At 54.7% G+C, this 13,176-nt stretch carries 9 protein-coding genes; all 9 read right to left on the reverse strand.

The window, feature by feature from the left end; all coding sequences use genetic code 11:
- Positions 1-139: 139 nt before the first annotated feature.
- The 9 genes from EKN00_RS06720 to EKN00_RS06760 all read right to left on the reverse strand — a co-directional run bounded on the left by EKN00_RS06720 (position 140) and on the right by EKN00_RS06760 (position 13,026).
- Positions 140-6,787 (reverse strand): MBG domain-containing protein, encoded by a 6,648-nt coding sequence (locus EKN00_RS06720; RefSeq protein ID WP_127849367.1) that lies wholly within the window; start codon positions 6,785-6,787, stop codon positions 140-142.
- Positions 6,788-7,267: 480 nt separating this feature from the next.
- Positions 7,268-7,756: an NUDIX domain-containing protein gene (locus EKN00_RS06725; RefSeq protein ID WP_127849368.1), complete on the reverse strand. Its 489-nt coding sequence runs from the start codon at positions 7,754-7,756 to the stop codon at positions 7,268-7,270.
- A gap of 140 nt (positions 7,757-7,896) precedes the next feature.
- Positions 7,897-8,307: a MerR family transcriptional regulator gene (locus EKN00_RS06730; protein WP_127849369.1), complete on the reverse strand. Its 411-nt coding sequence runs from the start codon at positions 8,305-8,307 to the stop codon at positions 7,897-7,899.
- Positions 8,308-8,392: 85 nt separating this feature from the next.
- Positions 8,393-8,989 (reverse strand): NAD(P)H-binding protein, encoded by a 597-nt coding sequence (locus tag EKN00_RS06735; protein ID WP_127849370.1) that lies wholly within the window; start codon positions 8,987-8,989, stop codon positions 8,393-8,395.
- Positions 8,990-9,008: 19 nt separating this feature from the next.
- Complete coding sequence (locus tag EKN00_RS06740) at positions 9,009-10,334, reverse strand: MFS transporter (protein ID WP_127849371.1); 1,326 nt, start codon at positions 10,332-10,334, stop codon at positions 9,009-9,011.
- 159 nt (positions 10,335-10,493) lie between these two features.
- On the reverse strand, positions 10,494-11,537 hold the full coding sequence (locus tag EKN00_RS06745; RefSeq protein ID WP_127849372.1) for a zinc-dependent alcohol dehydrogenase family protein: 1,044 nt from the start codon (positions 11,535-11,537) through the stop codon (positions 10,494-10,496).
- 104 nt (positions 11,538-11,641) lie between these two features.
- On the reverse strand, positions 11,642-12,115 hold the full coding sequence (locus tag EKN00_RS06750) for a flavodoxin (protein ID WP_127849373.1): 474 nt from the start codon (positions 12,113-12,115) through the stop codon (positions 11,642-11,644).
- Between the two features lie 181 nt (positions 12,116-12,296).
- Positions 12,297-12,452, reverse strand: a complete 156-nt coding sequence (locus tag EKN00_RS10840) for a hypothetical protein (protein WP_164848059.1) — start codon at positions 12,450-12,452, stop codon at positions 12,297-12,299.
- Between the two features lie 226 nt (positions 12,453-12,678).
- On the reverse strand, positions 12,679-13,026 hold the full coding sequence (locus tag EKN00_RS06760; protein ID WP_127849375.1) for an iron chaperone: 348 nt from the start codon (positions 13,024-13,026) through the stop codon (positions 12,679-12,681).
- Positions 13,027-13,176 lie beyond the last annotated feature (150 nt).

The following is a 13,176-nucleotide window of genomic DNA, read 5'->3' on the forward strand; positions in this document are numbered from 1 at the left end:
AGTGTTCATTCCACCTCAGGAAAATTTTTCCACTTGTGTTGTGGTGAATTATTTCCCGGGTAATAACTGCATAATTCCATCTCCAATAGCCAAAGAAAGAAGCCACCCAAGGATGACTTCTTTCTTTGGCTATTCAGTTTTAATCCTCGCGTTTGTTCGTCTTGAACCCAAGAATTGAAACCAGACTCATCATCGCCAGACCAATTACACCTAGCAAACTGTTCTGTGCCTCGCCAGTTTGTGGTAAGGACTTGCTGCCACCAGTCTGTGGCAGTGAGTGTGCTTCAGTCTTCAAAGCTGTTTCGACCGATTGTTTCTTCTTATCATAAGCCTTACCGGCAGTCGTACTGTCGCCGTCTGGCTGATCAACACCACCAAACGTGCTTGGCAGGTGTGGTGTGTCTTCGGAGCCCTTTGGCGTGTCCGTTGGCGTATCTGTTGGCGTGTCCGTCGGTGTGTCCGTTGGGGTATCCGTCGGCGTGTCCGTCGGCGTGTCCGTTGGCGTATCCGTTGGCGTATCTGTTGGCGTGTCCGTCGGTGTGTCCGTTGGGGTATCCGTCGGTGTGTCCGTCGGTGTGTCCGTTGGCGTGTCTGTTGGCGTGTCCGTCGGCGTGTCCGTCGGCGTGTCCGTCGGTGTGTCCGTTGGGGTATCCGTCGGTGTGTCCGTCGGTGTGTCCGTTGGTGTGTCTGTCGGCGTGTCCGTCGGTGTGTCCGTTGGCGTGTCTGTTTGCGTGTCCGTCGGCGTGTCACCACCCGGTGTTGTCCCATCGTCTTTTGGCAGTGCCGTGTACTCAACGGTTACCACTTGGTCAGTTGGCAGTTCGTGACCTGGGGTTGCCTTAAAGGTTACCTCACTTTGATCAACCGTGTATCCTGGTACATCTGGTGACTGAATCGTTTCGCTAGTCTTATCCGGCGTGTAGGTGGTTACCTTGGTAATCGCATCACGGTCGGTACTCCAATCGATTGTCGCCGTCTCATCATCCAGCGCCTTGTCTGCTGGCAGACCCGTGTAGTGCACGGTGCCGATGGTCGTCAACGTGCCAAGTTCGTGTTTGTGCGCCAAGTGGATAACAATGTCCTGGTTGTCCGCTGCCGCAAAGGTGTATGTGCCCTTGTCTGCCTGGTCCTTCGCCAGTACGTAACCATTTGGCACCACTGCTGTCCAGTCGACACTTGAGCCCGTCTTCCCCGTCAGCTTGACGGTGTCCCCGACTGGTGCGCCTGCGCGGTCATCGTCAACGTACTGGATGTGAGTGAGTTGAGCGTTGGCAGTGTAGTTCACAATCACTGCTTGGTCAGTCGGTAGCTCATTGGTTGTTCGTGCCGCAAAGGTTACTTGGTCCTGATCTGCTGTGTAGCCATCAACGTTTGGCGTCGCAATTGTTTTGCTCGTCTCTGCCGGCGTGTAGAACGTCATTTTGGTAACTGCATCACGGTCGGTATTCCAGTTGATTGTCGCCGTACCATCATCCAGTGCCTTGTCTGCTGGCAGGCCCGTGTAGTGCACGGTGCCGGTGGTCGTCAACGTGCCAAATTCGTGTTTGTGCGCCAAGTGGATAACAATGTCATGGTTGTCCGTAGCCGCAAAGGTGTAGGTGCCCTTGTCTGCCTGGTCCTTCGCCAGCACGTAACCATTTGGTACAACTGCCGTCCAGTCGACACTTGAACCCGTCTTCCCCGTCAGTTTGACAGTGTCCCCAACTGGTGCGCCTGCGCGGTCATCATCCACGTATTGAATGTGCGTTAACTGGGCACTTGCAGTGTAAGTGATTGTTTTAACCACATTCTGCGGGGTGACAGAACTTGCGCGAGGATTGTACATCAGCGCCAGTGCATCAGGCGTGTACCCAGCAACATGCGGTGCCACGACTTTGAAGCTATCCTGAACCGGGCTGAAAATTGTTGCTCCCGTCACTACATCGCTGTCAGTTTGCCAGTCAATCTGGCTAACACTTGAAGGAACAGCCAAGTTCTCTGGCAGGCCCACGTAGTTGACGGTGAAGGTTGTGGTTATCTTTCCCACAACGTGTTTGTGGGCCAAGTGAACGATGATGTTCGAATTCGACTCTGCACTAAATGTGTACGTACCCGAGTCAGCCTGACCGTCAGCCAACTGGTAGCCGACCGGTACGGAAGCAACCCACTCAACCTTGGCACCGGTCACTCCATTAATGGCTTTTAGTGACCCAACTTGAGCGCCGTCTGCATCATCATCAACGTACTGAATGTTGGTTGTCTGGGCATCAGCAGTGAACGTCACCGTGACGGTCTGATCAGTTGGCAGCTCGTTAGTCGTTCTTGCGGCGAAGGTTACTTGTTCCTGATCTGGGGTGTAACCCGCAACGGTTGGCGTCGCAATTGTTTTGCTCGTTTCTTCTGGCGTGTAGATGGTGACCTTGGTGACCGCATCCCGGTCGGTGCCCCAAGTAATTGTCGCCGTACCATTATCCAGCGCTTTGCCTTCTGGTAGACCAGCGTAGTGCACAGTGCCGGTGGTCGTCAACGTGCCAAGCTCATGTTTGTGCGTCAAGTGGATAACAATATCCTGATTGTCCGCTGCCGCAAAGGTGTAGGTGCCCTTATCTGCCTGGTTCTTCGCCAGCACGTATCCTTCTGGCACAACTGCCGTCCAGTCGGTGCTTGAACCGGTCTTCCCAGTTAGCTTAGTGGTGTCACCAACTGGCGCTTCTGCGCGGTCATCATCCACGTACTGAATGTGGGTGGATTGGGCATTGGCAGTGTAGTTAACAATCACTGTTTGGTCAGTTGGTAATTCATTGGTTGTTCTTGCCGCAAAGATTACTTGGTCCTGATCTGGTGTGTAACCCGTAACGGTTGGCGTTGAAATTGTTTTGGCCGCTTCTTCTGGAGTGTAGATGGTGACTCTGGTGACTTCATCATGGTCTGTGCCCCAGTTGATGGTTGCCTTGCCGTCAGTAATTGCCTTATCCGCTGGTAGTCCCGTGTAGTGGACGGTGCCGGTGGTCGTGAGGCTACCCAGTGTGTGCTTGTGCGTCAGGTGCACAACGATGTCCGCGTTATCTGCGGCCGCAAAGGTGTACGTGCCACTTGCCGGCTGGTCCTTGGCCAGCACGTAACCATCCGGCGCAACTGCCGTCCAGTCAGTACTTGAACCCGTCTTCCCAGTCAGCTTAGTGGTGTCACCAACTGGCGCCTCCGCCCGGTCGTCGTCCACGTACTGAATGTGGGTGAACTGTGCGTCCGCAACGTAGGTCACCGTCACGGTTTGGTCAGCCGGCGTCCCAGAATCAAGCGCGGCCATGGTGAATTCGACTGTCACCTTATCCGGTGTGTAACCCGGAACTGCTGGGCTGTCCACCTCCTGCGTCAGCGTATCTGGTGTATAACTCGTGGTATTGGTGGCCTCATCGTGATCAGTCGTCCATGTTACTGGGCTCGTGTGCGCCTCGATTGCCTTGTCTGCTGGAAGCCCGGTGTAATTCACCGTGTTGGTCGTGGTGACTGCGTCTTGCGTGTGCTTGTGCGTCAGGTGCACCGTGATGTTATCCGTATCATCGGTTGTGAGGGTGCCACTGACCGCAGTTTGGGTATCATCAACTAGCTGGTAACCTGAAGGAACGGTCAAATCTTGGGTGAACGCATCGCCTTCCGTGCCTTTCACCGTGATGGCATCCCCAACCTGGGCCCCATCGGCGTCATCATCGACAAACTTGATGGTGGCGTCGGCCTTGGTGGCGTAGACGATGGCAATTTCACTGCTAAAGGCGTACAGGGATTGGTCGAAAATCGTTGGAATCTGGCCGAACGCGAGCGGCTGGTAGTCACCAAGCATCTTCAGGGCCAGGTAATCACTTGCCGATGCGGGATTACCCATTTGCTCAGCGTTGAGCGTCCCTGAACCCATATTACCCAAAATTAGGTTCGTCATGGTTAATGTGTTGTTTTCGTTGTCAGCAGAAAGGATATTAACGTTGAATGGGTGCTCAGTCGTACCGTCACCCCTGTTGACAATCACCTGGCGCAAGTCCGCAATGGTGTAACCAGGAGCACTGATATCCGCGCCTTGCGCAGTACCCTTGGACGCACCGTGCAGCGTGATGGTCTGGGTGGCCCTCAGCGGATTACCATTTTGATCAACCACTTTTACTACTAGCTGTGCTTCCGCCTGCTTCAGGTGCACCTTGACCGTCCCGGCTTCACCAAACTGGTAGGTCACATCGAATTTGTTGGCCTGGTTTTCTGCCAGTTCGTAAAAAAGTGGCACACTGACCGTGTAACTGTCGGTCGTATTTTCCGTACCTGTCAGTGGGTCGGTTTGGACAACCTTCCCGTCTGCGTCATCATCAACGTACACGACATTGACGACGCCCTGGCCTGGGGTCACGGTCAGCGTACCGCCTGTGACAATGTTGCTATCAAACAGATAGTTCGGGTTAGCCGCCGCCAGCTTAACTAGACCCTGCTGGCTGAGCGTGATTGGGTACTCACCGATGTCGGGACTAATCTCGCTCAAATCGAGGTCTGCGCTTGCTGCCTCAATGGTATAGCTGCCATCATTGTTTTTGGACCAATCTTCCGGCGCCACCAGCTCATCGGGCAGGGTGACGGTGTACTCGTCGGGCGTGTTGCCATCGTGAACGTGCGTAATGTTCTTCACGGTCACGTGGGTTCCATCAGCCCCGGTGTCCAGCACCTTTTGGTAAACAACGGTGTAGGTGTTACCCGCCGCGTTTTGCGTTGGGTCAGTGACCCTTGTCGTCACGATTGGGTAGACGTTCAGGGCTGCCACCGCGCCGGCCGCAATCTCATACTGTGATCCGTCGAAGTTGATGGTTTGTGGGACCACGCTGCTGGTTGCGTAGGCATCCCCCGCGGTCCCGGCAGTCTTGACATCCTCGCCAACCTTGTTACCCTGCCCGTCCACCAACTTGTACGTGTCTTCAATCTTAACGGCATTCAGGGAGTACGGGTAGACAAATCCAGTGTACGTTGTATTGAGGGCCGCTGCGTTGTCCAACCCCAGACTGGCCGCGACTTCTGGCACATCAGTGTAACCTGAAAGGGTCAGCTTGTAGCCACCCTTAGTGTCCTCATAATTGTCGGTGACGTACAGTACTGAACTGTCCATTGAACCAGCATTTGTGCCCATGAAGCCACTCATCGATTGTGCATTTGGGTCAGAGACAATCGTAATGCTGAACATACCACCCGGCTTATTATCCATTGTGTCGAAATGGAGTCTGAACGTCTGCCGACCGTTATAATCTGCCACCTGGTCAACGGTAAAGCCACTATACGTTAGAATTTTCGCACCGTTTTCACCTGATGTCATTGCGTGTTCGAGTTCATCATGCAATGTTTGTGCCGGATTAGACGCAGCCACCGTTTTCCCATCAGCGTCTTGTTGCGCGATCTGGAAACCAGCCGGAATAATCAAGTACTCTGTCAAATTGGGAATGGATAGTGAGGCATAATCATTAAAGTGATTAATGGGTAACGACAGCTTGAGCGAGGAGCCTGCCACCAGGTTCAGATTCGATTCCGGAGATGGTATCACGAAAAAGTTAGCTGGGCCCACAGACGGCGAATTAGTACTTGGTTCGTGCACTGTCGCTTTGCCGGGCTGCACGGTCGTATCGTCAAACGTGGTGTCCGGATTATCCGCATTGAGCTGGGCCAAGGTTGCCGCGCTGAGTTTCAGGGAATACGTCCCATTCGTTGCCGTATCAACGCTAGCAGTATCGAAGCTAGCAATCGGTACGTTGTAAACAACCGAATTCTGCCCCGTGTTGTCGTAAACTACCTGCCAATCGTTCGGCACCAACACGTTCCGGTCGTTAATCGTGACCTTGGCTGTCGCTGGCAGCGCGCTACCGTTGTTGATGCTGAGCGTTCCCAGAACCGCGTTGTTGTGTGTGGCGATTTGGAAAGTCCCACTCGTGACGCTGCTGTCCACAAGCTTGTAGTTCGGGTTCAATTCGTTCAGGTGCGCAAACCCGACGCTGGACAGCTTAACCTGATAGTGGCCCGCTTGCTGACTAGTGATGTTGGCTTCCAAGTCACCGGAAGATAGTGGAACACTGTACGTGCCATCCGCATTTTTGGTCCAGTTGGTTGGTGCGACGAATCCATCCGCGAGCGTCACGGTGTAGCTGGTCGGATCCGTGGACGCATCGTTGTCGTAATTCTTGCTGGCATCAGCAATCTTAACCGAGCCTGATGGGGCATCCAGTGGCGTGATTGTCACCTTGCCGCCAGTCACAGCGTCCGCTGCCACCGTGAACTTGCCATCGTTGGCTGCTTGAACCGCGGCCAGTCCCTTGTCACTGAGCTTAACGTCGTAGGAGCCGACGTCGGTGTTGGTGCCAAAGTCGAGGTCACCCGAACTGGCAAGCACGCGGTAGGTGTCCGCCTTATCCGTCGTGTACCAACCAGCAGGTGCAATCATCCCGGCCTTGAGTGTCACTGTGTAGGTCGCGTTGTCGGCTGGCTTGCCGTCATAAACCTTGGTTGCGTTGCCCACGCTAACCGTACCAACGCTAACCGGCGTGGCAGTATCGGCCTGCTCCTGCGTTGGTTCGGCAACCTGATTATCCGCCTCAGTAGCTGGGGCCTGCTGACTAGTTGGATTAGGGTCGGTCTCGCCCGCCGCGTGCACGATGCCTGTTTGTTGCAGCATGAGCCCAGCAGAGAAAATAACCGCAATCCCGGCTAACTTCCAGGTTTTGCCACTCTTGTATAGCTTGTAATGCCGCTTTTCCTCACCAAATAATTGCTTCCTATTCGAAGTTAATTTCCGCATAATTATTACACCTCACAATTCCTCTCCGCGTGCGTGGCGCACGCCAACAGTTGCCGTAAAGCTCACATTACTAGATTTATGATTGCTCATTGATAAAGTAATGCTCCCAAATCAAATATACCAAGTGAGCTTCGCGCTAACTGTCACAAGTAATAAAGTGTTTTTGTTTTTAGCTGTAATCGAATAGGCATGTATTATGTAAATGATAAACGTTGCAAAAACGCAACCAAAAAGCTGGTCGCTGGCGCCATTAAGCTGAATTAAGGTAATGATTCATCGTGAAAATTGTTCTTATTGATTTCTTCAGTTAACTATTAGTCGTTATTTTTATTATTACCTCTAGTCAATGATGAGCAAGATACTGGTAAAAAAAAAGGACCACTCCTGCATTAACTCCTAGGCTTGAAATTAACTGTTCAAGCTTAGGAGCCACTGCCGGGTGGTCCTGCTATATGTCATATAAGTTGGTTTGGCTAAAACTCACCGATAACTAACTCCGTGTTGGTACGGTATCGCCGCAGACAGCAGCGCACCAAGCGCATCGGGCAATAACCGTTCACGCACCTGACTGACCGGCAGCCAGGCAAGTTTGGTGTCTGAATCAAGGCCCACAGTTGTCAAATCAAGTCGGGTCACCGCTGCTGCCTGGGTGTCCGTTAGCTGGGCGCGGCTGGCCAGAATGATTTGGTGAATATCAGCACCGTTAAACTTGTAAAACGCCTCGACGGTCCCTGCCGGTATCAGCTCAACATCGGTCAGCCGCAGCTCTTCCCGCAGCTCCCGCTTGGCGGCGACCACGCCGGACTCACCGAACTTGACGGCACCGCCGGGCAACTTATACCGCTGCGCATCGCCCGTCTCGGGTGTCACCAGCACATTATCGCCGTGAAGCAAAATTACCGCGGCCCGCAGAATAAAGCGCGCATCCGGGTGCACCCAGAACCTTAGATCATTATCTTCCTGGACCAAACATACCGCCTCCCAATTTTGTCATGGAACGATAGTGTATACCTTGACCGTGAAAAAAGCCATATATGGCAGGCAGATAAAACAAAACGACCACTATCATCAAAATGAACAGTGGCCGTCAGTTGATATTTGTTTAGCGCCTAGTCGCCTAGGTCATCCAAGTGCTGCTTTTCCAGGTTTCGCAGCTCTTCCTCCGTCGCCACCATGTGGTCATCGAAGTGATCCAGCTTCCAGTGCAAGTGGTCGATGGCCGCCTGCAGGTCGTCGCGCTTTTCTTCCATGATTCCGACCTGTTCCGCCAAGAGCGCACGTTGCTCCGTCAGGTTATTCTCCTGCGCGTCAAACAGGTGGATGTATCGTTGCAGCGCCTCGATACTCATCCCCGCGCTGCGCATCTGCTTGGCAAAGTTAATCCGGCGAATAATGCGGTCGTCAATCTCCCGCACCCCGGCCGCCGAGCGGTCAATGCTGGGGATTAGACCTTCCTTTTCATAGTAGCGAATCGTCGCGGCGGGCACTCCCGTCCTGGCACTAGCTTCCTTGATGTTCATTTTGCCGTCCCCTCTTCCGTATCCGTTGACTGATAGTTTAATTATCCTCCAGTCCGTCCATTTTGGCTAACCTTGACTGACTTGATTATGGCCGGTTGATGCCGACGCTCTCGTGACTGTACAGCTGTGCATCGGTCAGTGCGGCCACCGCCAACCGGGCAATCGCGCGCCGGGAAACGTCGTGGCCGCCAAATGGTTCGCATTCACGGGTGACAACGTAATCGTCACTGCCGTTGTCAAACCATCCAGGGCGAATCACGGTGTAATTGAGGCCCGACGCCGCAACGATATCCGCCGCCTCCCGGTATGGCCCCAGCATCGGATTGTGCGCCAAGTTACCCCGAGCGCCGACACTTGCGGGAATTTCGTTGTAGATGCCCATTGAGGAGATAAACACGAGTCGGGATACCCCCGCTGCTGTCATCGCCATCACAATGCTGCGCGCCATGGCTGTCAGGTCCCCGCTGAGTGCCACAAAGACCGCTTCCACTCCAATCAACGCATTGGCCAGTACCACACCGTCTAGCACGTTAATGTTGAGCGCTCGCTCCCGTGCATCATCGGTCGTCAGATTCGCCGCGTGCCTAGACACCAGCACCAGCTGTGCGTCGGTCGTCGTCAGCAATTCCCGCCGCGTCACCCGGCCCAATGAACCGGTGGCGCCAACTAGCATAATTTTCATAGTGCTTCCTCCCGTCCTCCTAATGTTTCGTCCGCAAAATGTTCAGCGTTGCCAGTAGCGCGATGACCATAAACCCCGCCATCAGCAACGCCGCGTGGTTGTAACTCACCGCCGCCTGGGCGAAGCCACTGGTGAGTGCCACAATGACGGACAGGCCGAATGAACCGCCGATTTGGTGCGCAGTATTAACAACACCCGACGCCGCACCCGCAATGTCCGGGTCGGTGTGAGCCACCCCGGCCACGGTCAGCGGACTCAGGCTCAGCCCCTGACCAATCCCGATGATGACCATCGGTACCGCCAGCGCCCAGAAGTAACCACCGTGAATTCCGACCACCGCACCCATGATTAGACCCGTGAGTGTGATAACGACGCCGGTCACCAGCAATTGATTGTTACTAAACCGGTTGTTGAGCCGCGCGAGCACCGTGGCCGCGATGAACTGTGGCACCGTTTCGGGCAGGAATCCGAGTGCCGCCAGCAGTGGCGTGTAGCCGTACACGTTTTGCATTGCTTGAGGCACCAAGAAGAAGTACGAAATCATGGCACCAAGGTAGAAGAACCGTGCGATGTAGGCACTGCTCCGCTCGTTGTCAGCGAACAACCGCAGCGGCATCAGCGGATTAACACTGCGATACTCCGCCCAAACAAACAGAGCCAGAAAAATCACAGCGATGATACCAGCGAGCATTCGGGCATACGTACCGTTAATGCTATAAATCAGGCCGGCAAAACCAACGACCGAGGTGACTGCTCCGACCCAACCAAGACGGCCGCCCTGACCCTTACTCTGGGGCACCACACGTAGCGTCAATATCAGCAGGGCAATTCCCACCGGTACGTTCAGCAGAAACCCATCGCGCCAGGACAGGTAACTGGCAATCAGGCCGCCGATAACTAGACCAAAGCTCGCCCCGATTCCCGCCGTAGCCCCATAGTACGCGATTGCCCGGGTACGCATGCTGCCGGTGTAGTTGTCCATAAGCAGCGCCAGCGTGGTCGGTGCCAAAATGGCCGAGCCCACACCCTGCAGTGCGCGCATGGCGATGATCATGGGACCACTCTGTGCCAGCCCCACAAGCAGCGAACCAATTGTGAACAGCACCAACCCGCTAACGAACACGTGTCGCCGCCCGATAATATCTCCGGCCCGGCCGCCGAGCATGAGCAAGCCGCCAAAGGTCAGCGCGTAGGCGTTAGTCACCCACGACAGGCTCTGCGCGTCCATGTGCAGGTCCGCGGCGATTTTGACCGTGCTGGTGAACACGATGGAGTTATCTAAAAGAATCATGAAGTAACTAATTAAGATGATTGGCAGCACCAACCCAAATTTATGTTTTTGCATTACAGCCTCCGAGTCTAGTTTCATGTAAGCGCCGTGCTGACGGCATCTGGCTTACTTGATGAACCTAGCTTAAGCCTTAAAGTTAACTTTAAGGCAAGGACTTTTTGCAAAAAAAAGCAACTTTCTTCGCACTGGGCGAAAAAAGTTGCCTTTGTTGTTTTATTCACTGATAATCAGCAGTGATTTAATCGCCGTCCGCTGGTCCATTGCCGCGTATGCATCCTGTACGTGGTCAAGGTCAAACCGCTGCGTGAAGACCTTGCCGGGGTGAATTTTCCCGTTCAGGACTGCCTCGAGCAACCCCTCACGGTCGTGCGTGGTCACTGCAGCAATACCGCCGCGCAGACCGATGTTGCGCCAGAACAAGTTGTTGGTGTTCATCTCTGGCTTCTGCGGAATCCCGACACGGCCAACCACCGCACCAGGACGGCCAACCTGCACCGCCGTGGCTACGGACTGCTCGTTGCCGACACACTCGAGCACAGCATCGGCGCCGGCACCATCGGTAAGTGCCATGACCTTGGCCACAGCCTCATCTCCGCGTTCTGGCACGATGTCCGTCGCGCCGAACTCACGGGCCACAGCCTGCCGGTCCTCGTGACGACTCATCGCAATGATGCGCCTTGCGCCGAGCAACTTCGCGGAGAGCACCCCGCTCAGACCAACGGCACCATCACCCATAACCACGACCGTGTCCCCGGGGTGAACCTCGGCGGACTTGGCGGCGTGGAAACCCGTCGCCATCACGTCGGACAGCGCGAGCAAGTCGTTGAGCTGTTCGTCCGTGTAGTCACTTGGCTGACCAGGAACCTTAACCAGCGCCCAGTTGGCATTTTCGTAGCGCAGGTATTCGGCTTGGTATCCAACCGGGCTGCCCTGATGCTTGAAGTTCAGGCAGTCGCCGTCGAATCCAGCGAGACACGCTGCACAGTGACCGCAACCGTGGGTGAACGGAACGATGACAAAATCCCCGGGCTGCACATTCGTGACCTCATCCCCGACGCTCTCGACCACGCCAATCGCCTCGTGTCCGACCGGTTCGTTGCCGGTACGCTTGGAAATTCCGCGGTACCACCACAAATCCGACCCGCACACGCACGCGCGCACGATACGGATTACCGCATCAGTGGGAAATTCCACCTGGGGCTTCGGCAGGTCGCGTGCGACCATCTTCCCTGGTTCTACAAAAATTGCTGCTTTCATATTGTCCTCCTTGATCAGCGGAAACCGGCTGTCGTAGCAGTCGCCGCCATTGATACCGTCAAATTGCCACTTCCAGTGTACCGAAAGTGGACCAATAACGCACATTATTTCGCGGCCAGCACGCAATCCCACCACGATTGAATTGTCGCGTCCGCCGCGCTGCCAGTCACCTCAAGCCCTGGGACAAAAGCTAGATTTGGAGCCAGCGCGCGCAGCGACTCCTCATAGTGCTTGCCACTACCGGCGTCCGTGTATAGCGGCGCAAAGGTCGCAGAACTTCCCGCTACCTGGCGCAGGAACTGGCGCACCGGCGTGGATGGCGCGTCCGACCACACCGGACCCGCCAGCACCACAATGGTCTTCGCATCCAGCGGTGGCAACGGATTGGTCAATTCTGGCAGTGTATCCGTTGCGATTTGACGCTGCGCAATCTCGCTAGTTTGATTCATGTCTGCGGAAAACGTCCCGGGCGCCACGGACAATTCAACCAGCTCCCCGCCGATAACCCGCTGCACCTGCCGCACAACCGCGGCCGTTATGCCCGACCACGAATAATAAGCGATCATTGTTTTCGCCATTTAAATATCCTCCCCTTAACCTGATGCATTCAGCTTACACCTTAAAGCGGACTTTAAGGCAACCACAAATTGCACCAACTTGCCCTAGCAAAATGGCCACAACACGGCGCCGACGTTTGCATTAAAAAAGCGGTGATTAACTGGACCATTTTGGGTCATCAACCATCGCCTCTTGTTGTCGTTATTCCTGCTTGTCAGCATCCCGATTGGGGGCGGATGCAGCCTTCTCCTCATCGGTCACATCCAGCGCAATGTTCATCAGCGTTAGCACACCGTGAATCGTTGTTGCCGCCAGCATAATAATTCCGAATCTACGCCAGGTCATCTTTGTCATCATTTTTCCCTCCATTGCCGAATCTTATCAACTTTGCGGACGTAACTCCGCACGACTGTACCACAGTTTGTGCATAACACGAGGTACAACGGAACGCCATTGTTAAAAACACTATTAGCATTGAGCACGGCCCCGTAGCCGCCCTGTTTACCTTCCACAAACTCGGTTCCGCCACAATATGGACATGGCTTTTCCCCGTCATCAATCATCGCTTTGCCTCACCTTCACGTTAAACGTTGTTGCCCGTCACTTGTGCCAACCGGTACTGCGCCAGCGCCCGAACCAAATCCAGCGGTAATTCCCGGTCGTCCGGCAACCGCAGTGCACCCTTACTGTGGGGCCAATCCTGCAGCTGCTCGGCGAAGTGCGCTATCCCATCCGCGCCAGGATAAATGCCGATGTGGTGCCGAAACGCCGCAAAGTGAATCAGATTCTGCTGCTGCCAGAACGTCGGCATCCCGTAACTGATTTTCACCGTTGCATCGGGCAACTCTGCCCGCAGCAGCGCGTAAATCTGCTCCAGCCGTGCGCGCCGAACACCCGTGTACTGCGATAGGTAATCATCAACTGCCGTCATCGCCCTACCTCCGCATCGCTTTGTGTGCCCTAAGTGTACGCCGATGCGGGGTAAAACAACAGACACCGGGCAAGACGAATTGTCAACTCAAGTGCAACTTTTTACCCAGGTAAACTTCTGATGGCGTCTTCCAGCCTAGGACCTTGCGTG

It is taken from the genome of Lacticaseibacillus hulanensis (assembly GCF_004010095.1).
In the GTDB taxonomy this organism is placed as follows: Bacteria; Bacillota; Bacilli; order Lactobacillales; family Lactobacillaceae; genus Lacticaseibacillus; species Lacticaseibacillus hulanensis.